The 22,581-nt window shown below is 43.7% G+C and carries 18 protein-coding genes; 4 read left to right on the forward strand and 14 right to left on the reverse strand.

The genetic code is table 11. From position 1 onward, the window contains the following. Window positions 1-8: 8 nt before the first annotated feature. From EDD59_RS01690 to EDD59_RS01740, 11 genes are all read right to left on the reverse strand, one after another. Complete coding sequence (locus tag EDD59_RS01690) at window positions 9-2,384, reverse strand: ribonucleoside triphosphate reductase (protein ID WP_132378270.1); 2,376 nt, start codon at window positions 2,382-2,384, stop codon at window positions 9-11. Between the two features lie 341 nt (window positions 2,385-2,725). Then, window positions 2,726-3,691: an ABC transporter ATP-binding protein gene (locus tag EDD59_RS01695; RefSeq protein WP_132378272.1), complete on the reverse strand. Its 966-nt coding sequence runs from the start codon at window positions 3,689-3,691 to the stop codon at window positions 2,726-2,728. Then, window positions 3,681-4,712, reverse strand: a complete 1,032-nt coding sequence (locus EDD59_RS01700; protein WP_132378274.1) for an ABC transporter ATP-binding protein — start codon at window positions 4,710-4,712, stop codon at window positions 3,681-3,683. Before EDD59_RS01700 ends, EDD59_RS01695 begins: the two co-directional genes overlap by 11 nt. 13 nt (window positions 4,713-4,725) lie before the next feature. Beyond that, window positions 4,726-5,649: an ABC transporter permease gene (locus tag EDD59_RS01705; RefSeq protein ID WP_132378276.1), complete on the reverse strand. Its 924-nt coding sequence runs from the start codon at window positions 5,647-5,649 to the stop codon at window positions 4,726-4,728. Between the two features lie 11 nt (window positions 5,650-5,660). Then, on the reverse strand, window positions 5,661-6,581 hold the full coding sequence (locus EDD59_RS01710) for an ABC transporter permease (protein ID WP_132378768.1): 921 nt from the start codon (window positions 6,579-6,581) through the stop codon (window positions 5,661-5,663). A gap of 207 nt (window positions 6,582-6,788) precedes the next feature. After that, complete coding sequence (locus EDD59_RS01715; RefSeq protein WP_132378278.1) at window positions 6,789-8,435, reverse strand: peptide ABC transporter substrate-binding protein; 1,647 nt, start codon at window positions 8,433-8,435, stop codon at window positions 6,789-6,791. A 304-nt stretch (window positions 8,436-8,739) separates the two neighbouring features. Next, window positions 8,740-11,124, reverse strand: a complete 2,385-nt coding sequence (locus EDD59_RS01720) for a beta-L-arabinofuranosidase domain-containing protein (RefSeq protein WP_132378280.1) — start codon at window positions 11,122-11,124, stop codon at window positions 8,740-8,742. After that, window positions 11,121-11,819: an anaerobic ribonucleoside-triphosphate reductase activating protein gene (locus EDD59_RS01725; RefSeq protein WP_132378282.1), complete on the reverse strand. Its 699-nt coding sequence runs from the start codon at window positions 11,817-11,819 to the stop codon at window positions 11,121-11,123. The genes EDD59_RS01720 and EDD59_RS01725 overlap by 4 nt, the downstream gene beginning before the upstream one ends. Window positions 11,820-11,886: 67 nt before the next feature. Next, window positions 11,887-12,471: a TetR/AcrR family transcriptional regulator gene (locus EDD59_RS01730; RefSeq protein WP_132378284.1), complete on the reverse strand. Its 585-nt coding sequence runs from the start codon at window positions 12,469-12,471 to the stop codon at window positions 11,887-11,889. A 144-nt stretch (window positions 12,472-12,615) separates the two neighbouring features. Then, entirely contained in the window at window positions 12,616-13,410 is a 795-nt protein-coding gene (gene proC / locus EDD59_RS01735; protein WP_132378286.1) for a pyrroline-5-carboxylate reductase, read from the reverse strand. Between the two features lie 151 nt (window positions 13,411-13,561). Further along, a complete protein-coding gene (locus EDD59_RS01740; RefSeq protein ID WP_132378288.1) occupies window positions 13,562-13,831 on the reverse strand; it encodes an acylphosphatase in 270 nt (89 codons plus the stop codon). A gap of 107 nt (window positions 13,832-13,938) precedes the next feature. Between EDD59_RS01740 and EDD59_RS01745 the strand changes: the two genes are divergently transcribed. Then, window positions 13,939-14,574: a GntR family transcriptional regulator gene (locus EDD59_RS01745; RefSeq protein ID WP_132378290.1), complete on the forward strand. Its 636-nt coding sequence runs from the start codon at window positions 13,939-13,941 to the stop codon at window positions 14,572-14,574. Window positions 14,575-14,675: 101 nt separating this feature from the next. Here the strand turns inward: EDD59_RS01745 and hypD are convergent, their stop codons facing one another. From hypD to EDD59_RS01760, 3 genes are all read right to left on the reverse strand, one after another. After that, a complete protein-coding gene (gene hypD, locus EDD59_RS01750) occupies window positions 14,676-17,051 on the reverse strand; it encodes a trans-4-hydroxy-L-proline dehydratase (protein ID WP_132378292.1) in 2,376 nt (791 codons plus the stop codon). A gap of 4 nt (window positions 17,052-17,055) precedes the next feature. After that, complete coding sequence (locus tag EDD59_RS01755) at window positions 17,056-17,964, reverse strand: trans-4-hydroxy-L-proline dehydratase activase (RefSeq protein WP_132378294.1); 909 nt, start codon at window positions 17,962-17,964, stop codon at window positions 17,056-17,058. 301 nt (window positions 17,965-18,265) lie between these two features. Further along, a complete protein-coding gene (locus tag EDD59_RS01760; RefSeq protein ID WP_132378296.1) occupies window positions 18,266-18,967 on the reverse strand; it encodes a pentapeptide repeat-containing protein in 702 nt (233 codons plus the stop codon). Between the two features lie 686 nt (window positions 18,968-19,653). On the opposite strand from EDD59_RS01760, the gene EDD59_RS01765 reads away from it, so the two are divergent. The 3 genes from EDD59_RS01765 (at window position 19,654) to hydG (ending at window position 22,540) form a co-directional block, all read left to right on the forward strand. Further along, window positions 19,654-19,914 carry a TM1266 family iron-only hydrogenase system putative regulator gene (locus tag EDD59_RS01765; protein ID WP_132378298.1) on the forward strand — a complete coding sequence of 87 codons (261 nt, stop codon included), beginning with the start codon at window positions 19,654-19,656 and terminating at the stop codon, window positions 19,912-19,914. Window positions 19,915-19,940: 26 nt separating this feature from the next. Then, window positions 19,941-20,987, forward strand: a complete 1,047-nt coding sequence (hydE, locus tag EDD59_RS01770; RefSeq protein ID WP_132378300.1) for a [FeFe] hydrogenase H-cluster radical SAM maturase HydE — start codon at window positions 19,941-19,943, stop codon at window positions 20,985-20,987. Window positions 20,988-21,118: 131 nt separating this feature from the next. Further along, window positions 21,119-22,540: a [FeFe] hydrogenase H-cluster radical SAM maturase HydG gene (hydG, locus tag EDD59_RS01775; RefSeq protein ID WP_132378302.1), complete on the forward strand. Its 1,422-nt coding sequence runs from the start codon at window positions 21,119-21,121 to the stop codon at window positions 22,538-22,540. Window positions 22,541-22,581 lie beyond the last annotated feature (41 nt).

Below are 22,581 nucleotides of genomic sequence, written 5' to 3' on the forward strand. Positions count from 1 at the left end.
TCCTTTCTCTATTGTTCCTCTGCATAAGCTTTAATATTCGAAGCATTTGCCAATTTTTGAACTTTATCCTCGTCAACGATTATCAGCGTTGGAGCCTGCATCACGCCATATTGTTTCACAAGTTCGGCATTATTGTCTGCATCTACCACTTCATAATCTATATTAGCCTTCTCCAAAGAACTTGCCGCAATCTTGCAGTTCGGACAGGTCTTTGTTGTAAACAGATAGAACTTGGCATCCCCCCTTGATATTCGGGGTTCTGCTTCCTGCCCATCAGATTTCTCCGTCTCATGGTTTATTCCCTGAAGATGAGAATGTGAAATATCATAAACCTTACGATCCTTAAATTCCTGGACCTTTCCATCATTCCAGTTTTTCACCGGCCGATAATAACCTGTAATACGGCTGTAAACCTCTGTCTCTTCACCACAGTATGGGCATTTAAACTGCTCTCCTGAAATATACCCATGATTCCTGCAAATAGAATAAGTGGGGGATATTGTATAATAAGGTAATTTATAATTTTCCGCAATTTTCCTTACCAGTGATGCTGCAGCTTTCCAGTCGGGAAGCTTTTCTCCCAGAAATGTATGGAATACAGTTCCGGAGGTGTAGAGTGTCTGGAGGTCATCCTGAATATCAAGAGCCTCAAATACATCCTCCGTGTAACCTACCGGTAAGTGGGAACTGTTTGTATAATAAGGTGTCCCATCACCCTCTGCCGCCGTGATAATATCCGGGTACTGTGCAACATCATGCTTTGCAAGACGGTAAGTTGTAGACTCTGCAGGGGTAGCCTCCAGATTGTACAGATCACCGTACATTTCCTGATAGTCAGACAAACGCTCCCGCATGTGGTTCAGCACTTCCTTTGTAAACTGCTGTGTGGTTTCGTCTGTCATATCTTTTCCTATCCATTTTGCATTCAATCCGGCCTCATTCATACCAATCAGGCCGATTGTGGAGAAATGGTTCTCAAAGGAACCAAGATACCTCTTTGTATATGGGTACAGTCCTTCGTCCAGGAGCTTTGTGATAACTGTCCTTTTTGTATGAAGAGACCTGGCTGCAATATCCATCATTTTATCAAGACGTTTATAGAAGCTTGTCTCATCAGATGCCAGGTAAGCAATCCTGGGCATATTGATGGTGACAACACCAACGGAGCCTGTACTCTCGCCGCTTCCGAAGAAACCGCCTGACTTCTTGCGGAGCTCTCTTAAGTCCAGGCGCAGACGGCAGCACATACTTCTGACATCGCTTGGCTCCATATCACTGTTGATAAAGTTTGAAAAATAGGGTGTGCCATACTTGGCGGTCATTTCAAACAACAGGCTGTTATTCTCTGTATCGCCCCAGTCAAAGTCACGGGTAATAGAGTAAGTCGGTATTGGGTACTGGAAGCCTCTGCCCTCTGCATCTCCTTCTATCATTGTCTCAATAAATGCCTTATTGATCATATCCATCTCAGCCTTGCAGTCTCCGTATGTGAAGTTCTGTTCTTTCCCGCCTACAATTGCGGGGAGATGTGCCAGATCATTCGGAACCGTCCAGTCCAGGGTAATATTAGAAAATGGAGACTGGGTTCCCCAACGTGAAGGAATATTCACTCCGTATATAAAGGATTCAATACACTTTTTTACTTCGGGATATGTCAGATTGTCTGTCTTAACGAAAGGAGCAAGGTAAGTATCAAAAGACGAAAAAGCCTGTGCGCCTGCCCATTCATTCTGCATAATTCCCAAAAAATTTACCATCTGATTGCAGAGAACGCTTAAATGCTTTGCCGGTGCAGATGTAATTCTTCCGGGAATGCCGCCCAGGCCTTCCTGGATCAGCTGCTTTAAAGACCAGCCTGCACAGTATCCTGTAAGCATGGATAAATCATGAATATGAATATCCGCATTCTTGTGAGCATTTCCAATCTCTTCGTCATAAATCTCAGAGAGCCAGTAATTAGCTGTGATTGCACCTGAATTGCTTAAAATCAATCCTCCCACAGAATAGGTAACTGTCGAATTCTCTTTTACTCTCCAGTCTGTTACCTTCACATAGCTGTCTACGATTTCTTTGTAATCCAGAAGGGTGGAATTCAGATTACGAATCTTCTCCCTCTGCTTTCTATACAAGATATAGCTCTTTGCGATATCTGCGTACCCGGCTTTAATCAATACTGCCTCCACACTATCCTGGATATCCTCCACAGAAACAAGATTCTCTTTTATCTTAGGCTCAAAATCTGCTGTGACCTTCAATGCAAGTAAGTCAATAATATCCTGATTATATTGCTTCTCCTGAGCTTCGAAAGCTTTTCTGATTGCTTCGCCGATTTTGGAGAGATTAAAATCTGCTATTTTCCCATCTCTTTTTGTTACCTGATACATACTGTAAATCGCCCCTTTCTCCGATAATAGTTATACTATTTTTAAAGATATTTTATCATCATATAGTAGGCTTGTCAATAACGGACAACAATATGTAGTTTGTTTTTTCATTCACATCCTACATATTGTTGTCCCTTGTCTTTTTTATATTCTATGATACCAGGGTCAAAAGGCCATGCGTTTCATGCTTGCATGGAAAAGCATGGCCTTGGGACCCGCAAAACATGAGAAAGTAGCCCGAGTAGGGCGGATTTCGAATGTTTTTAGGATTGCGGGAGCACAAAGTGCGGAGCAATCCGTAGGTATCAGGGGGCAAAATACCTTTTGACCCTGGTATCATTCTATTCACATAAAAAACATGCTGCTTTATGCCCGGGTTCTACCTCTTTGAGTTCTGGCATATGCTCCCTGCACTTATCCATCACATAAGGGCACCGGCCTGCAAATCTGCAGCAGTCTTTTGGATTAATGGGGCTGGGTATCTCGCCGGTTATAGCAATCCTCTGACTTGTCTTTGCCTTTGCCGGATCCGCTACCGGTATGGCAGAAAGCAGTGCTTTCGTATAAGGGTGCAGAGGATTCTTATATAATGTATCTGAATCAGCAGACTCCACAATCGTCCCCAGGTACATGACAATAACTCTGTCCGATATGTATTTTACAACGCTCAAATCATGGGCGATAAACAAGTAAGTCAGCCCCATCTCCTCCTGCAGGTTCTTCAGCATATTGATTACCTGCGCCTGAATGGACACGTCTAAGGCAGAAATAGGTTCATCGCACACAATAAACTGCGGGTCTACTGCCAGGGCCCTTGCGATTCCGATACGTTGTCTCTGACCGCCGCTGAATTCGTGGGAAAATCTGGACATATGCTCTTTCCCCAGCCCAACCTTTTCCAAAAGTTCCTGCACTTTTACTTCCGCATCCCGGTTACTCAGCTTAGTATGCAGTTGAATTCCCTCTCCAACAATATCTTTTACCGTCATTCTAGGATTCAGCGAGGAGTAAGGATTTTGAAAAATCATCTGGACTTTTTTGCAAAATTCCTTTTGCTCCTCTTTGGTGTACTGCATAATATCCTTACCGTTGTAGTACACGTGACCCGCTGTGGGTTCATATAATTTGACCAGGCATCTGCCGGTCGTAGACTTTCCGCATCCGGATTCTCCCACAAGCCCAACCGTCTCACCTTTATAAATGTCGAAAGAAACGTCAGCCACTGCTTTGAGCGTCTCATTCATTGATATTCTAAAATCTTTACTCAGCCGGTCCACACGCACCAGCGGTTTTCTGTTATTCTCCATTTCCTTCCTCCTTTATCTCACCGGATAAAAGATCCACTTCCGGTGCGTCTTCGTGCTGAAGCCAGCAGCAGGAGTCATGCCCCTGTGTAATCTTATACTCCTCTGGAAATGTCTCGTTGCAGATTTCCATACAGTATTCACACCGGGCAGCAAAGGGGCAGCCGGCAGGAGGATTAAACAAGTCCGGCGGAGTTCCTTCTATAGGAGTCAGCTTCTCTCCCTTTTTCATGTCCAGCCTTGCAATAGATTTTAAAAGTCCGGCTGTATAAGGATGTTTTGTATGATAAAAAATATCCTCCACGGTACCTCTCTCCACAATCTTGCCGCCGTACATTACCATAACACGGTCACATAATTTTGCAATAACCCCTAAATCATGGGTGACCAGAATAATAGATACGTTGAACTTCTCTTTCATTTCCTTTAACAGATCCAATATCTGTGCTTCGATGGTCACGTCCAGTGAAGTGGTCGGCTCGTCCGCTATTACAACACTGGGGCTCCCCACCAGTGCCATCGCAATCATGACACGCTGTTTCATACCGCCGCTCAGCTCATGAGGGTACTGCCCGTATCTGCGCTCAGCATCTGAAATTCCAACCGTAGACAGGATGTCCAGTGCCTCCTGCTTCTTTTCATGCCTGCTCAAGCTTTTATCGTAAACGAAGATTTCCTCTATCTGTTTCCCGATTTTCATGGTGGGGTTCAGAGAGGTCATAGGATCCTGGAAAATAAAACTGATTTCCTTTCCCCTGATTGCCCTCATCTCCTTTTCGCTCTTTTTAAGAAGTTCTGTTCCTTTATATTTAATGGAAGAGTCTTCGCTGAAGAATCCCGGCGGCTCCGGGTTCAGCCGCAGAATACACTGGCAGGTAACACTCTTGCCGCAGCCGGACTCTCCCACCACTCCCACAATTTCTCCCTGATTTATATCAAAACTTACATCTCGCACAGATTGTACAACGCCGCCATAGGTCTTAAAGGAGAACGTTACATGGTTCAGTTCTAATAATTTGTTCATCTATTCGCTCCTCCTATTCCGTTCCCCGAAGCTTCGGGTCAAATGCGTCTCTGAGTCCGTCACCCAAAAGGTTTAAAGCCAACATTGTAGTGCAGATAAAAAATGCCGGAATAAACAGCTCATGAGGTGCTACCCGAAGCATCTTCGTACCTTCCTTTGCCAGGATTCCCCAGCTGCTGTTAGGAGGATTAATTCCGAGCCCAATATAGCTTAAAAATGCTTCCTGAAAAATGGCGTTAGGTATTGCAAGTGTCAGATTTGTAATCAAAATACCCATAATGTTAGGAAGAATGTGTTTTACAATAATCTTAAAGTTCGATACCCCCAAAACCTTTGCAGCTGCCACAAAATCCTGCTCCTTCTGCTTGAGAACCTCTCCCCGGACAACACGGCACGTGCCGATCCAACCCACAATAATCATGGCTATAATAAGACTCTGTATTCCAGGTCCCAATACCACCATAACAAGAATCGTTACAATCAGACTTGGGATTCCGTAGATAACATCCACGATTCTCATGATGATCATATCAACCTTGCCGCCATAATATCCTGCAATACCGCCGATCAGAGAACCGACAACCGTATTTATCAGTGTTGCAATAAACCCAATTGAAAGGGAAACTCTGGCTCCCATCCATACACGGACCCACAAATCTCTCCCGAGGGAATCAGTTCCAAACCAGTATTCTTTTGAGATAAACTGGTTCATGGCATCTGCATTTTGAGCTGCCATGGTATGGCTGCTCAAAATAGGAGCAAAAATTGCCAATAGTACATACAGTCCGACCAGAGCCAATGAAAAAAATGCCACTTTATTGCGGCGGATCCGTCTCCACGCATCCTGCCAGTATGACAGATTCGGTCTGGATATGGACTCCAAGCGCTCACTGTTTTTTCCTATAATTCTAAATTTATCCTTTGAAATCGTCTCCATCTTACCTCCACCTACTTTCCTGCCAGACGTACTCTCGGGTCAATAAGACCATACAAAATATCTACAATCATATTGGCAATAACAAGAAACGTCCCGTAGAAAATCGTCATACCGAGTATCATTGTGTAATCCAACATCTGCACACTTTCTACATAATATTTGCCCATGCCCGGAATCGCAAACAGGGACTCAATTACAAATGTTCCCGTCAATACTGCTGCCACAAGGGGGCCCAAAATAGTAATGACAGGCATAATTGCATTTCTAATCCGATGTTTTAAAGTAATTCTTACATTTGACAGCCCCTTTGCTTTGGCAGTTTTGATATAATCCTGCTCCACAACCTCCAGCATACTGGCTCTCATAAGTCTCGACACACTGGCCAGCGTATAGAACCCAATCGCTATTGACGGCAGAATCGTATACTGAAAGCCCAGATACTGGGCCACGGGAAACAGCCCCCATTTAATTCCAAACAAATACTGCAGTATAGCGCCCATAATGAAATCAGGTACTGAGGTACCGATAATGGCGATAAAAATGCATACAAAGTCCAGTTTCTTTCCTCTGTTAAGAGCCGCAATAATTCCCAGCACCAGTCCAAAGGAAATGGACATCACCAGCGCCCTTATCCCCAGATCAAAAGAATATGGGAAAGAACCTTTGATTGTGTCAATAACCGTGCGGTTTGTATATTTCATGGAGTATCCCAGATCTCCATGAATCAGGTTGTTCAAATAAGTCAGATATTGTACCGGAAGCGGCTTATCAAATCCATAGTAAGCCTCCAGATTGGCTTGTATCTCAGGTGTCATTTTCCCATTGCTGAACGGATCTCCGGGCATTAGCCTGACCAGAAAAAAAACAACCGTAATCAGCAGGAGAATCGTAATGACTGACATTCCGATTCTTTTTAAAATATATTTTGCCATAGCTGTATTCCCTTTCTTCTTCTCTTCCACTGAATATAAGTAGATTCACTTCTATCATTCAGGAGGGCTCTCCTTGTCAGTTTAAGTGGACATACTTATATTCGGTGAACTTTGATGGCTGTATATAAACTTTCCTTAATTGCATCAAGACGGCAGTGAGTACTGCTACTGCCGTCTTGAACAGACTTACAAATTCTCTGCTATATATTAGTCTTCAAAATACGCATGTACAAAGTTATAGTTAAGGCCTACGAAATAAGTCTTAAGATCCTTCAGATTTTCATTTACAAGCATTTCCTTCTGGCGCAGCTGGAGAGGCGCTACAACTGCATCTTCACAGAAAGTCTTCTCTGCATCAAAAAGGGCATCCATTCGTGCCTTCGGATCTGTTGTTGTGTTGGACAATTCCATATATTTGTCATAGTCTGCACTGGAATAGCCTGCATGATTATAAGTAGAGTCTGTTGTCCACAGCTCCAGGTAGGAATAGGGATCTGGGTAATCCGGTACCCAGCCTGTTATAACCATCTGATAATCTAGGTCTGCTTCCATCTGAAGTCTTTGTTTGTATGGTACCTGTTTGATATTCACTTTAATACCTAAGTTGTCCTGAAGCTGAGACTGAATAACCTCTACTTCTTTCTTATTATCCTCTGTGTCACCTGTCAGCAGTTCAAGTTTAACATCTGCCGGGGAAGCCACTCCCAAATCTGTCAGTGCTGCCTGCAGATACTCATTTGCTTTATCTTTATCTCCATTCAGCGGAAATGCTTCATATGGATATTCGTCACCGTATTCTCCATCTACGCCATTTACCTGTGGAAGGACGAATCTGGTATTAGGTGCATAAATACCGTCATGAGACAACTTCACATAGCTTTCGCGGTCCAGAGCATAATTAATCGCAAGTCTTAAGTTTTTGCTTGCAAGAGGACTTCCCTCGGTCTGGTTCATCATAATGTAGTCATTGGCACCATCATAATAAGATATTGTCTTGTCTTTATAATTTGCACTTAAGGAGGTAGGTACATCAGCAAAATCAAGGTCACCGGAATCGAACATGGCAACCGCCGTAGCCTGTTCCTGAACCGTAAGAACCTCTACCTCATCCAGCTTTATGCTGTCAGTATCCCAATATTTATCATTCTTAGCCAGTGTTATTCTATCTCCGTGAGCCCATTTTGACACTTTGAAAGGTCCGTTATATACGTTGTTTTCCGGCTCTGCCGCAAAATCCTTTCCATATTTTTCAACCAGATCCTGGCGGGTTGGAGCAAAGGATGCATTTGAAAGCATTGCCAGGAAGTAAGATGCCGGATGCTCCAGCGTGATAACAACTGTAGATTCGTCTGGTGCAGAAACACCCAGTTCTTCCACCGGCAATTCTCCCGAATTAACCTTATCAGCATTCTTGATGATCATGCCAATAAATGCATACTCACTCGCTGTGGCAGGATCTTCCAGACGCTGTATTCCGTATACAAAGTCTTGCGCTTTTACCTTTTCGCCGTCGCTCCAATAGCTCTCTCTCAGCTTAAAGGTATATGTAAGCCCATCATCCGATATCTCATAGGACTCCGCTGCTGCCGGTTTTACATCCCCACTGTCATTTCTCATGAGGGTGTCAAAAAGGTGATAGCACACCGTGGCGCTGGGAATAGAATTGGCAAGCTGCGGATCTAGCGTCGGAGGTTCAGCCGTAACCGAATACCGGAGGGTGTTGCCGTCGCTGCTTTTAGCACTGTCTGACTTTTTGTCCTTGTCTTCTACAGATGATGTCGGTGTGGAACATCCTGCCAGAAGACCTACAACAAATGTCGCTGTCATTAGCATTGCAAGAATCTTCTTCTTCATAAAATCTCTCCTTTTCTTTACAATTGTAGGGAAATGTTTCTTTATAATTTAACAAGCCTTTTATTAGACTTATAAAACTATCAAGCTTTTGCTGTGCAGCCCCCGACCACCATTGCCGGAAAATAATTTGCTCCTATTGTACCATAAATCCGGGCTGCCTAGTTAATTTTTTATATAAATCATGTAGTTATTGTATAGACTTATAAGTCTATTACTCTTTCTTATAACAATTCTTTTTATATAATACCATCTTGTTTATTATTTATCAATCTTATTTTTGGACTGCAGGCACAATTTCCAGCTATTAACTAAGGGACTCCGTCCAAAAATACACATGGTATGGCCCCTCTGAAATTTGATATAAAGGAACAAACTGCAGTGCCTTGTACTGGAAAACAAGGGGCTTTTCCCCCCGGACAATCGTCTCTTCCAAAGTATCTTCATTAAGAGGTATATGCAGATACTCCCTTTGACCGGAAAGCGCTGCCAATATGTAGGGGCCATAAGCCAAAGCCGCAAGTCCAGCATTATCAGGTGTGTGCTCCAGACGCAGCCTGCATGGGAAATGAATCATAACAGAAATTTTTCCGTCCCTTTCCCATTCATCCTCTGACACTGCAAGCTGCAGGTATCCGTCTTCCTGCCTGTGGCATATTTTTCTTTTTCCATTGACAGACACCTCCGGTGGATCTGCACACCAGTAAGGCTGCCTAATCTTCAAATGCCAGCTTTCACTTCCAGATGCCTGGTCATCACGCCGCAGGCGCAGAGTGATTTGGCCCGGTCGTTCTTCCTGCACCATCTGCGTTACGCAAATTTCCTTTTCCTTCCAATATGCTTTGGATTCAAGGAAAAGGTTTACATATAACGTGTCCTGGTCCTGATAGTAAATAGAATCAATATATTTAAAATGGTTCTCCATGCCTGTACCATGGCAGCACGTATTTTCTCTTTCAAATCTTTTTGAAAATCCGGAACCCATGGGTAGAAAATAGACGGTTTCTCCGCTTGGTTTTTTGTCCAGTGATGCCAGGATATGATTTTGCATGGTCCGCTCATAATAGTCCATGTAGGAGGCATAAGGCTCATACTGGTACAGCACTCTCGTCAGCTTCAGCATATTATAGGATGCACAGCTCTCTGCGGTGTTCTCTGTCAGGTATGCTCCTATCCTGCCTCTGCCATGAAACATTTCTGTCTCGCCGGTTCCCCCAACCGCATAACAGTGTCCCGTTGTGACCGATTCCCAGAAAAACTTTGCAATATCGTAATACCGTCTTTCTCCCGATGCCTCATAAATCTTCATTGCACCTACAATCTGAGGTATATGCTGGTTTGCATGCATTCCGTCAAGTGCATCCATCTTCATTTCCATAGGCAGGAACAGTCTGTCATTGTCAAACATTTTTGCCGCCTGCAGATAGGTTTCCTTCCTGGATCTCAAATACAATTCCGCCAGGCTTTCATTGATTCCGCCAAATTCCCCGGCAATATATATACTCCACATCTTTAACCTTTGTCCTTGATTTAATCTATTCAGGCGTTGGAAAATCCATTCTCCTATTTTGTCTGCTATCTCCAGTGCCTCTGATATTCCCGCCCATTTTTCACAATCTAGCAGACCCGCAAGAATTTTGTGCAGGGTATAATAGGGGGCCCATATTTGGGGATATGGGGTATATGTTTCCAAAAGATCGAACTGTTCTTCCGAATATGCACTCAAAAAGCCGGGAGAATATCCCCTTTCTTCCGACAGCGTCTTCTGGCACTGCTTCAGACTCTTTACCATGTAGCAGGCCTTCTCGAGAATCCGGATCTCACCTGTGGCGTGAAAGCACAGAGCCAGCGCAGACAGGTAATGCCCTGTGGTATGTCCCCGCAGCAAACCCTCAGGAGAGTCCCACCCTGTCATGGGAGAAGCGCCTTTTGTATCAAGTCCTGCTTCCCGGCGGAAATTATAAAGCATCTGGTCATCGTCTGTTCCAAGCAGAAATGTGAGCATACGGGTCTGTGCCCCGAAAAATTCATTCTCACCTGTCAGAGCAACTCTGCTGGGCCCCTGATTATCAGCAAGGCTGGTCACTTTCTGCAAAACCGGAGCAGGGTGAGCCGCCGCAGCTAATGTATTCTTTTCAGCAGATGAACTCTCTTCAAAATATATATAGGCTTCCACGGAAAAATTCTCTTCCTCTCCAGTCTTTTTATCTCTTTGTTTTCTGCCCTTAAGATATCCCTCCACCTTATGTGTGCCGGCCTCCTTACTTGTAAAGCTCATCCCACATTCCCACACGGCTTCATGCATAAAATACCCGGTTTCTGTACGTACAGGTACATAAAAGGGCAGGTAACACCCCACGTTTACCTGCCCTTTCAGGTGGATTGGATATACATCCAAAATATGTATTTCACTCTTGTTCTCTATAAGAGTGACCTTGAACTCCTTCTTTTCTTCTGCACCTTTGCAGGTAAGAAAAGCCGTAAGCTTTACAGTACGGCTGCCCATCCCGCAGGTTGGCCTCGTTACCTTTCCTGTCCGCGTTATGTAACGTTCGTCCTCAGATTCCCAACGGATGCGGGAACCGTACTTTCCTTTCACCGGAAGTATCAGATCGCTTTCTACGGTATTCAGATTCCCAATGTATAATGCCTCCCGGTCCTTTTGTACTGTCTCTTTATCTGTCAGCTTCATGATTCTATTCCTCTCAATTTTGCATTAGGGATATTCTTCCTCACAATTTCCAACGCCTGTTTCATGATGTCCTTAGTATACCCGCGCAGGCCCGGCTGAATCAAATCACCGGAATCCACAAACCCCTGAAGATAATATCTTTCGGCACCCTTGAGCCATCGACCGATCGCCGCAAAATCATCCCTCTTGTGCAGTTCCCTTACAACTGTAGTTCTGAATTCATAAGGCACAACACCTGACATCAAGAAGTCCACACTCTGCAGGATATTCTCCAGGTGATATCCCTCTATCCCGATAGTCTTGCCGTATTTGTTTGGGGCATTCTTAATATCCATTGCCACATAGTCAATTAAATCCTGTTCCACGAGGCGCCGTAAAAGTGCAATGTTACTTCCATTTGTATCCAATTTCACCACATAGCCAAGTTCTTTTATCTTTTTAATAAACTCCTCAATATCCGGCTGGAGCAAAGGTTCTCCTCCCGTAATGCATACCCCATCGAGAATTCCTTGGCGCCTGCGCAAGAATTTGAAAACATCTTCCTCTGGTATACTATTGAGAGGGTCTATCTCTGTCACAAGTGATGCATTGTGGCAAAAAGGGCAACGGAAATTACAGCCTGCCGCAAAAATCGTACACGCCACCTTTTCCGGATAATCCAGAAGTGTAAGTTTTTGTAAGCCCTGAATATTCATCTTACCGCCTCCTCCTGCAAATGAACTATTGCAGACATCCAGATCAGAACCAAGCTCAAAAACCTGCTTAGTTCTGATCTACTGCAAAATGTTCCATCATAATCGGCATATATTCTTTACTGTATTCTTTCAAAGAATAATTTCCTTTGTTCAGACACCATTCTGAAACCAAAGCCCTCTCACACAGAGCATAATATTTCACAATCTCCCCGATGGATTTATCATTCCGTATCTCCCGCTTCTTTTGTCCCTCTTCCACAATTCTTGCAATCAGGCGGTAATATAATCTGTTCTGGTCGAGAAGATTCCTCTGCCCTTTTGCAACCAACTGTGTAGAATACAAAGATGCCAGCAAATCAATATTAATCTTTTCCTCTATCATAGCATGTAATTTATAATTCAGATACAAAAGCTTATCATAGCTATTCATTTCCTGATCCATCTGCGCATTTAACTCTTCATAATAGTCGTCAAAAACAGTAGACAGGGTACTTAACAATTCATCCTTTGTGCTGAAATAATAATAAAATGATCCCTTCGATGTCCCTGACAATTCAATAATATCATCCACCGTAGTCCGGTCATACCCTTTATCATAAAACATTTTCCATGCCGCAGACACAATTCTGGCCTTTACACTTTTCTCTTCCATTCATTCACCCATATATTCCTTCTTCTGTTAAACTTTGTCCGCTCTATTTTATCATAAAATAGAAAACATGCAAAGGGCCGAACTCCATTATAAAAGTTCGGCCCTTCGAAATTTAAATATTTAAATTGTACCTCTGAAAACTTATTACATATGTTTAGACATATCGGTGCACACTTTCATAGACTCTATCACAGCACTCCTAAAGCCTCTAGCTTCCAGTGTGCGCACTGCCTCAATTGTTGTTCCGGCCGGCGAGCATACCATATCTTTTAATTCACCCGGGTGTTTTCCAGTCTCCAGAACCATCTTGGCACTTCCATATACGCTCTGTGCCGCAAACTTATAGGCCTGTGCCCTGGGCATGCCGTCAGCTACTGCCGCATCAGCCATTGCCTCAATAAACATAAATACATAAGCCGGAGAGCTTCCACTTACAGATACGACCACATCCATCAAGTGCTCCGGCACAACCTCTACCTTTCCAAAAGCACTCAGGATATCAACGGCATATTTCAGTTCTTCCTGCGTCACGTGCCCATTTGCGCAGGCTGCCGTCATGCCCTCTCCTACCATAGCAGGTGTATTTGGCATTGTACGGATAATCTTTACCGGTTTACCGAACTGTTCCTCCAGCCAGGCAAGACTCTTTCCTGGTGCTATCGTGATAATCAGCTTATCCTCTGTTATCAGATCCTTTATTCCCTCAATAGCAGATGCATAGAATTGGGGCTTGACAGAAAGAATAATAACCTTCGACTTCTCCGCCACTTCCCTGTTGTCATCTGTTACATTAATTCCGTACGCAGCTTTCGTTTTTTCTCTTCCCGGTGCAAAAACATCAGAGCCTATTATTTCCTCTGCTTTGAAGACACCTTTCTTTATAATCCCACCCATAATAGCACCTGCCATATTGCCTGTTCCGATAAATCCTAACTGCATGATGTTCCTCCTTGTTATATTTTTATCAATCAGCCTTAAAGGGGACAGTCCCCTTTTTTGATTTTTGTATACACTTCTTTTATTTGTATACAATTTTCTCTTTTGAATACAATATAACACTATGTATAATTATTGTCAATCGTTTTGGCCGCTATTTTACTAGAAAACTACTTTCTTTTTCCAATGGCATTTCCTCTGTATCTATCCATTCTATTGATATGAAATCTCCCCGGTTCAGCCCCTCTAAAAGTTTATGAATCATGAACTCTCTGCCTTGAATTTCCATACTTACAGTGCCGTCCCATTCATTTTTCACCCAGCCTGTCAGGTTTAAAGATCCGGCAAGATACTTTGCCGTATAGCGAAAACCAACGCCCTGAACTCTTCCATGAAATGTAATATGCTTTCTTACCTCCGCCATTTTTTCACCTCTTTTTTTCATACATTTTATCACAGGTTGCAATCTTATGTCTTTTCCTTTATAATTTGTATACAATAAAGATTCCGGTATACGATTGAGGTAATGCTATGGCAGAAAAACATGTTTCCCTCGCGGACCAGGCTTACAAAACTATCCGCACAAATATTTTGAATCTGACTTATCCACCGGGAGCTCAGCTAACTGAGTCAAAGCTGGCGTCCGATTTGAATATGAGCCGCAGTCCTGTCCGCACTGCAATTAAAATGCTGCAGGCGGACGGCCTGCTTGTCTCTGATTATTATAAATCTATGACGGTGAAGGTGATAACAAGGAAGGATATTCTGGAAATCTACCAGCTCCGTGAACTCATTGAGGGCAATGCATTCCGGTATATTTTTACCTCCGGCCGCTATGAAGAATATTCTTACCGGATTGAGGAAAAGGTTGTGCGCATGTGTGCAGTTGCAGGTGACCTCTATCAATGGGAACTCGCAGATACAAGCATGCATATGGAAATCATCAGTATTTTTGATAATGAGCGTATTAACCGCATTTACGAAAATAATATGTCTGAACTTATCCGCATGGGCCAGTACTCTGTAAGACATGGGATGGTTATTTCAAAAACAAATGAGAATCTAAAAAAAATGGTTCTTCTTATGCGCGAGAATAACTATCAGGCTGCTTACGCAGTTCTGAAAGAAGATCACTTCACAATCGGAAAAGAGACTGCACTGGGATAATTCCGGTGCAGTCTCTTTTATTTCTATGATACCAGGGTCAAAAAGCATGAGCTTGGAATCCCTGCAAGCTATTTAGCGAAATGTCAATTGGAGACAGCACACTAGTTAAAGCTTTGTTCTGTTCTCTCTATAATCTCATCCTGCAGCGCCTTGCTCAGATTTCTGAAGTGATCGCTGTACCCTGCTACACGGACAATCAGGTCTTTATAATCCTCAGGATGCTTTTGCGCATTGATTAATGTCTCTTTGTCAATAACGTTAAACTGAATGTGGTGTCCATCCATATTGAAGTAGGTACGCACCAGATTTGCCATCTGTTCCAGTCCCTCCTCGCCTGCTACAACACTTGGTGTAAACTTCTGATTCAGCAGAGTGCCGCCTGTCTGCAGATGGTCCATTTTTGCACAGGATTTCACAACTGCTGTCGGTCCATTGGTATCTGCGCCCTTTTCCGGAGAAATACCTTCTGATACCGGTTTGTGTGCAAGACGTCCGTTTGCACTGGCCAGCATTACATCTCCGAAATAAACGTGGCATGTAGTGGGAAGCATGTTGATTCTGTACTTTCCGCCCAGCATGTTCGGTCTGCCGGTTACCTCATTTCTATAGAATTCAAATACAGATTTCATAATATCATCTGCATAGTCATCATCATTACCGTACTTTGGTATCTTATTGCGTACCAAATTCAGAATTCTGTCATGTCCTTCAAAATTATCATCCAGCGCCTGCATCAGTTCTTCCATTTTAAATGTCTTCTTGTCATATACATTGTATTTAACAGCTGTCAGACAGTCTGTGATTGTACCGATACCTACTCCCTGCAGATATTTTGTATTGTATCTTGCTCCGCCGCCGTTGTAATCCTTACCTTTGGAAATACAGTCATTGGTAATGATAGAAAGGAAAGGTGCGGGCATATTTTCTGCATAAATCTTCTCAATCACATTGCTTCCCTGAATCTTCACATCAATGAAATACTTCATCTGCTTCTTAAACGCATCATACAGCTCGCCATAGGTCTTAAAATCTACAGCATAGCCCAGTTTCAGTCCCAGCTGTTTTCCGGCCACCTTATCATAGCCGTTGTTAAGAGTTAATTCAAAGATTTTTGGAATATTAAAGTATCCTGTCAGAATATAAGCCTCGTTTCCGAACGCACCTGTCTCTACACAGCCGCTTGTTCCCCCGCGTCTTGCGTCCTCAAGAGATTTTCCGGCATTCAACAGCTCCTGTACAATTGCATCTGTATTGTAGAACGCCGGCTGTCCCCAGCCTTTTCTGGAAATCTCACAGGCACGCTTCAGGAACTTTTGAGGTGTCTTTTTGCTGATCTGTACATTAGAACTTGGCTGAAGAAGCTTCATATCATCCATGCAGTCCAAAATCAGGTAACTTACATTATTTACACCATTTTCCCCTGTCGGAGTAATACCGCCTGTATTCAGGTTTGCAAAATCTGTATAGGTACTGCTCTCCTTGAGTGTAATTCCAACTTTGGGAGGAGCCGGCTGGTTGTTGAATTTCACCCAGAGGCACTCCAGCAATTCCAGGGCTTTATCATCATCCAGAATTCCTGCTTCTACATCTCTTTCATAAAATGGATTGAGGTGCTGGTCCAGCCGTCCCGGGCTGTAGGCATCCCAGGGATTCAGCTCAGTAGTTACACCCATATGAACAAACCAGTACATCTGCAGGGCCTGCCAGTAAGTCTGGGGTTTGTGTGCCGGAACCACATCACAGTTTGCAGCAATCTGAAGAAGTTCTTCTTTTCTCTTGGGATCTGTCTCTTTCTCCGCAAGCTCTCGTGCATAAGCAGCATACCTCTCACCAAGAATCATAATAGCATCGCACGCAAGCTTCATGCCTTCCAGTTCATTTTTCTTATCAAGGGCTTCTGTATCATTCATAAAATCCAAACTGTCAAGTGATTTCTGGATATCGTCTTTGTAATCCAGGAAACCTTTCTCATAAATCTTCACAGAACCAACAGTATGCCCCGGTCCTCTCTGCTCCATAAATTCAGTAAAGATTCCCGCTTCATAGGAAGCCTGCCATTCCGGGGTCATATTGCTTATAATTTTATGCCTTATAGAGCGGTTCTTCCAGTATGGAATTATAGTATCTTCCTGTATCTTGTAGTCTTCTTCCTTTACCTTAAAGCTAATCAGCTCTCTGTCATTCATGACATGCATATCTTCCATTGTATGGCAGCAAAGTTCTGGAAAAGTAGGAGATGCCTGGGGTGAATCCCCTTTCTCTCCGACAATCAGCTCACCGTCACCAATATACAATTGTTTTGTGGCAAAGTAATCCTTGAGCACCTGTCCCCGTAACTCCGGTATGGACAGTTCTCCCTCGTACTTTTTGTAAGTCTCCGTCTCGCTGATTGCCCTGGTCAGGTCAATGTGTGCGGGTGTGTCCAGACTCAGTTGTCTAAGCGCCTTGATACGAGCATTCATTCCTTTTTCCTCCATCCTTTTAACCTCCTATTTTAATATTATGGAATCCAGCTTCTCGAAACAGTTCCACAAAATGATTCATCTCTTCTTTATCCGGTGCATGTAAATCAGCCCCCTCGTAGTTCTTGCCGATTTTCATGTATTTCCCTGAGCCTGTATTGTGGTAAGGCAATAGATTGACCCTTGTCACATGAATGTTCTTTTCCAGAAGATAGTTAATAATTGCCTTCATAGCTTCATCCGAACCATTTACTTCTTTTACGGTAGGAATTCTGATATATAACCTGGCTCCGTCCCGGCTTAGTTTTTCCAGATTTGATAAAATCAGCTCATTGCCGGTTCCCATGTATTTCTTATGTATCTCAGAATCCATTAGCTTAATGTCGTACAAAAAGGTGTCTACGTAAGGCAGAATTCTTTCATAATTTTCATATGGCGCCTGACCGCATGTATCTACTGTGACTGAAATGCCAAAATGATGAAGCTTTTTCACAAGCTCTTCCAGATAATCTATATCTGCCAGCATCACTTCGCCGCCGGACAATGTCACTCCTCCACCCGACTCTTCATAAAACATCTCATCTTTTCTGAGTTCTTTGACCAATTGATCCACTGGGTATTCCTTACCTGCCACCTCACGCAAATTCAAATTGCAGTAATCTGTACATTTCCCGCAGGCTGTACATTTCTTTCTATCTGTAACGGCCTTCCCTCTTTCCAGAGTAATAGCCCTGCTGGGACAGACAGGAACGCAGCTGCCGCAGCCCACACATCTATCTTCGTCAAAGAGCAATTCCTTCTTATAACTCTGCGTCTCAGGGTTGTGACACCATGTGCATCTTAAGTTGCAGCCTTTAAAGAAAACTGTTGTCCTTATTCCGTCTCCGTCGTGAATGGAATACTTCTGGATATCAGTTATCAAACTCATATTTTCCCACCTCGCCTCCTGTGTTTTTAATATCTTAGACTACCGTTTTGACTATAGTCTAAATGTACCACACCCCCTCCACTTTGTCAAGATTTTGTCATACAGTTTAGTCATGCAGATTTTTTCTGCTGTGTGCAGGAGAAAGTTTACTTTCGCATGCATGCAGCAGAAAAAATCTATTTGGCGCTCTGCGCCAATGAGATGCAGCGCAGCGCATGTCCTTGGTTAGCAGCCGTAGTGTGGTTGTTTAACAAGGACGGTACCCTTGGGGTGGAATCGAACTGCATGGCTATTCCCCTTCTCAGTATCCTATAGCCTCCTCCCTGGTCATCCAAAAATGAATTCCGGTGGTTGAGTCATTCCATCTGTCTTCATCAAAATCGGGGACCTCCACCCATTTACCTCTGCGGTAAACAAAGTTTTCATTCACCAGAGACCATGCTTCTTCATAATATTTTGTACAGTCAACGCTTTTAATAATAAGTACTTTCGCCTTACTGCACCTGCAGGTGTTTAAGGTGGCAGAAGATCGCTTTGCATCTGCAGGTATCAGTAATTCTACAATTCGGTCATAGCAGCATTTTTTATATCCCACAAAGGCACCTTGCTCTGGACAATGCATCCGAAAATGCTGTGTTCCTTCATCTGAGATAACCCCTCCCAAATTCGCCTTTTCCAGCACGGCACAAAATAAATTGGCTCCCCGAATGTCACATTCCCGCATATCTGCTCTCCGGAGCATGCAGCCTTCCATATCCGCATTCCGCAATATTGCTCCCCGCAGAGAGCTCTCCTGAAACCATGCATTCTTTAGCTTACTGCCGGAAAGATTCGTTCCCATTAGACAGACATTTTCAAAGGTTGTGCCGGAAAAGTCTATTTTCTGCAGCCCGCAGCCCGCCAGGTCCATATTCTTCAGTATAATGTCCTGCATATTCAGCAAGTCCTCTTCCCTGCGCCCCTGCACCGCTTCCATAAGTTCCGTCTTCAGCACCTCTTTCATACGATATCACTCCTTTACAGGCTACCTCTGCTTTTCATTTAATCAAAAATAATACAATATTGGGCAAAAGATCATTTGCCCCCTGATACCTACGGATTGCTCCGCATTTTGTGCTCCCGCAATCCTAAAAACATTCGAAATCCGCCCTGCTCGGGCTACTTTCTCATGTTTTGCGGGTCCCAAAGTCATGCTTTTTCATGCAAGCATGAAACGCATGGCCTTTTGACCCTGGTATCATATTATAACATATCTTTTCATGAAAATGCACAAATCTAGGAACATTCTCCGTCTCTTATTGTCAATAATTATCTACTATGCTATAATATCTCAAATCCGTTCTGATTACAAAGGACCTTACCTGAGTAAAAAGGCGACAGCGATATAACGAATTTCTACATTCGTTCTGAGGAAGATATCTGCCCTTTCATAGCCTGTGCCTGTCGGTACAGGTTTTTTAAATGGGGTCAGACCCTTTTGAGGCCCGTTTTCAGAATTGTTTTACAATATTAGCAACTATTCAGGTGGGCAGAAATGTCCACACACTGACTGTGCAGGTTTTCTTGCTAAGGACTGTCTGCAGACATTTCTATCCGGGGTTTATCCCGGATGAGATGAAGCAATACGGAGTCAAGCTTTCCCGCCTAAACAGTGTCAATAAGATATCACACCAAACATAAGGAGGCTTTATGGATATAGTAAAGGATTCAAGAATTGCCCTGATAGGAATCATTCTCAGCAATACAGACCATGTAGAAGAATTGAACCACTTACTCAGTAAGTATGGCCAATATATTGTCGGCAGAATGGGAATTCCCTACCGGGAGAAGAGCATTTCCATCATCAGTATTGCAATAGATGCACCAGGCGATGTTATCAGTGCACTTTCCGGAAAATTAGGGATGCTGCCTGGAGTCAGTACAAAAACCGTATATGCTAAAACAAAATAGACGCTGTTTTTTATGAGGTAAATGTTATGAAAGATCTTATTGATAAACTGGAGCAGACCAGCTCCTTATCCAAAGAAGAGTGGTCAGTTCTCATCCGGAGCCGCACGCCTGACACCGCAGATTACTTATTTGAAAGGGCTCGGGAAATCCGACACAGATTTTACAGAAAAGATATCTATATCCGGGGCTTGATCGAGTTTACAAATTACTGTAAAAATGACTGCCTCTACTGTGGTATCCGGAGAAGCAACCAAAACGTGCACCGGTACAGACTGTCCCGTGAGCAGATATTAGATTGCTGTGAAAAAGGGTATGAACTGGGCTTTCGTACCTTTGTACTGCAGGGTGGGGAAGACGGGTACTATACCGATGAAGTTATGACGGATATTGTACAAAATGTCCGGAAACGTTTTCCTGACTGTGCTATTACTCTTTCACTGGGGGAGCGCTCCCGTGAAAGTTATCAGCTTCTTTTTGATGCAGGGGCTGAGCGCTATCTCCTCCGGCACGAAACATATGATGCAGAACATTATGGCAGGCTTCATCCCAACTCTCTTTCAGCCGCGCATCGGCAGCAATGTCTTTGGAATTTGAAAGATATCGGTTATCAGGTAGGAACGGGATTCATGGTAGGTTCTCCCTTCCAAACACCTGATAATCTTGCGGATGATATGATTTTTTTAAAAGCACTGAACCCTCAGATGGTGGGAATTGGACCGTTTATACCTCACCATGATACTCCCTTTGCAAAAAGTCCGCCGGGGACTCTGGAACTTACACTTTTTATGCTGGGACTTATCCGCCTGATGCTGCCTCGTGTTCTGCTCCCCGCGACCACGGCTCTTGGCACTATCGCCCCCGACGGCCGAGAAAAAGGGATTTTAACCGGAGCAAATGTAGTGATGCCCAATCTTTCCCCGGCAGAAGTAAGGAAAGATTATCTACTCTACGACAACAAAATCTGCACCGGGGATGAAGCCGCCGAATGCCGGAGATGCATGGAGAACCGGATGAAACGCATCGGTTATCAAGTAGTAGTGTCCCGGGGCGACTCACTGGTTGATATCAATTAGCAAGCTTCAGTCAAATACCCTCCAGCAAGCTGCGGGGTATTTGACCCTCGCGGCAGTTGTCAAATGGAAATGCAAGCATTTCCGCTTGGCTCGTTGCCAGCGGGAATAAAAATAGAATGGAGGAAATGAAAATGTATGATGTAAATTCAAAACGCGCAGATGATTTTATTAGCCATGAGGAAATTTTAGAGACTCTTGCCTATGCAGATGAAAACAAAAATAATGTGTCTCTTATCGATTCTCTCATTGAAAAAGCAAGGAAGAGAAAGGGGCTTTCTCACAGAGAAGCTTCTGTTTTGCTTGCCTGTCCTATTGAAGAAAAGAACCATGAAATCTATGCTTTGGCGGAGCAGATTAAAAAAGACTTTTATGGCAACCGTATTGTAATGTTTGCTCCTCTCTATCTGTCCAACTACTGTATTAACGGATGTACATACTGTCCATACCACAGTAAGAATAAACACATTGCCAGGAAAAAACTTACCCAGGATGAAATTCGCAGGGAGGTAATCGCACTCCAGGATATGGGCCACAAGCGGCTTGCTCTGGAGGCCGGGGAGGACCCTGTGCATAACACTATGGATTATTATCTGGATTGTATCAAAACTATTTACAGTATCAAACATAAAAACGGTGCCATTCGCCGTGTGAATATTAACATTGCCGCAACCACTGTGGGCAACTACCGTCTGCTGAAAGAAGCAGGAATCGGCACCTATATTTTGTTTCAGGAGACTTACCACAAAGAAAGCTATCTTCAGCTTCATCCGACCGGACCAAAGCACGACTACGACTATCACACAGAGGCGATGGACCGTGCCATGGAAGGCGGCATAGATGATGTGGGGATAGGCGTGCTTTTCGGACTGGATAAATATCGTTATGAATTTGCAGGCCTGCTCATGCATGCAGAGCACCTGGAAGCAGCTTTCGGGGTCGGCCCTCATACAATCAGCGTTCCGCGCCTGCGCCATGCCGACGATATTGATGCAGATACTTTTGACAATAGTATTGAGGATGATACTTTTGCCAAAATCGTAGCCTGCATCAGGATTTCCGTACCTTATACCGGCATGATTATCTCCACAAGGGAAAGCCAGAAATGCAGGGAAAAGGTTCTGCATCTTGGTGTTTCCCAGATCAGTGGCGGCTCCCGCACAAGTGTGGGGGGCTATTACGAGCCGGAACCGGATGATGCCAAATCAGAACAGTTTGATGTCAGTGATACGAGGACACTGGATGAGATTGTACACTGGCTAATGAAAATGGGGTATATTCCAAGCTTTTGTACCGCCTGCTACCGGGAAGGGCGTACGGGGGACCGTTTCATGTCCTTATGTAAAAGCGGACAGATTCAGAACTGCTGTCATCCAAATGCACTGATGACACTGAAAGAATATCTGATGGATTATGCCTCCCCAGAAACAAAAGCCCTGGGAGATCAGCTGATTGAAAAGGAAGTGCTGAATGTGCCGAATGAGAAAGCACGTGCCGTTGTAATAGAAAATCTGCGGCTAATCGAACAGGATAACCGCAGAGATTTTCGTTTCTAGTGCACTAGTTTCCAAAAATCATGCAAGAGATTTTATAGGAG

It is taken from the genome of Muricomes intestini, from assembly GCF_004346165.1.
GTDB classification, from domain to species: Bacteria; Bacillota; Clostridia; order Lachnospirales; family Lachnospiraceae; genus Muricomes; species Muricomes intestini.

What these genes read in the sequence shown, in the direction of transcription:
- EDD59_RS01755 (WP_132378294.1), bottom strand. Translation starts at nt 17,964, where the DNA reads ATGAGTTTGATAACTGATATCCAGAAGTATTCCATTCACGACGGAGAC.
- EDD59_RS01765 (WP_132378298.1), top strand. Translation starts at nt 19,654, where the DNA reads ATGGATATAGTAAAGGATTCAAGAATTGCCCTGATAGGAATCATTCTC.
- EDD59_RS01725 (WP_132378282.1), bottom strand. Translation starts at nt 11,819, where the DNA reads ATGAATATTCAGGGCTTACAAAAACTTACACTTCTGGATTATCCGGAA.
- EDD59_RS01760 (WP_132378296.1), bottom strand. Translation starts at nt 18,967, where the DNA reads ATGAAAGAGGTGCTGAAGACGGAACTTATGGAAGCGGTGCAGGGGCGC.
- EDD59_RS01710 (WP_132378768.1), bottom strand. Translation starts at nt 6,581, where the DNA reads ATGGCAAAATATATTTTAAAAAGAATCGGAATGTCAGTCATTACGATT.
- proC (WP_132378286.1), bottom strand. Translation starts at nt 13,410, where the DNA reads ATGCAGTTAGGATTTATCGGAACAGGCAATATGGCAGGTGCTATTATG.
- hydE (WP_132378300.1), top strand. Translation starts at nt 19,941, where the DNA reads ATGAAAGATCTTATTGATAAACTGGAGCAGACCAGCTCCTTATCCAAA.
- hypD (WP_132378292.1), bottom strand. Translation starts at nt 17,051, where the DNA reads ATGGAGGAAAAAGGAATGAATGCTCGTATCAAGGCGCTTAGACAACTG.
- EDD59_RS01715 (WP_132378278.1), bottom strand. Translation starts at nt 8,435, where the DNA reads ATGAAGAAGAAGATTCTTGCAATGCTAATGACAGCGACATTTGTTGTA.
- hydG (WP_132378302.1), top strand. Translation starts at nt 21,119, where the DNA reads ATGTATGATGTAAATTCAAAACGCGCAGATGATTTTATTAGCCATGAG.
- EDD59_RS01690 (WP_132378270.1), bottom strand. Translation starts at nt 2,384, where the DNA reads ATGTATCAGGTAACAAAAAGAGATGGGAAAATAGCAGATTTTAATCTC.
- EDD59_RS01730 (WP_132378284.1), bottom strand. Translation starts at nt 12,471, where the DNA reads ATGGAAGAGAAAAGTGTAAAGGCCAGAATTGTGTCTGCGGCATGGAAA.
- EDD59_RS01740 (WP_132378288.1), bottom strand. Translation starts at nt 13,831, where the DNA reads ATGGCGGAGGTAAGAAAGCATATTACATTTCATGGAAGAGTTCAGGGC.
- EDD59_RS01705 (WP_132378276.1), bottom strand. Translation starts at nt 5,649, where the DNA reads ATGGAGACGATTTCAAAGGATAAATTTAGAATTATAGGAAAAAACAGT.
- EDD59_RS01695 (WP_132378272.1), bottom strand. Translation starts at nt 3,691, where the DNA reads ATGGAGAATAACAGAAAACCGCTGGTGCGTGTGGACCGGCTGAGTAAA.
- EDD59_RS01720 (WP_132378280.1), bottom strand. Translation starts at nt 11,124, where the DNA reads ATGAAGCTGACAGATAAAGAGACAGTACAAAAGGACCGGGAGGCATTA.
- EDD59_RS01700 (WP_132378274.1), bottom strand. Translation starts at nt 4,712, where the DNA reads ATGAACAAATTATTAGAACTGAACCATGTAACGTTCTCCTTTAAGACC.
- EDD59_RS01745 (WP_132378290.1), top strand. Translation starts at nt 13,939, where the DNA reads ATGGCAGAAAAACATGTTTCCCTCGCGGACCAGGCTTACAAAACTATC.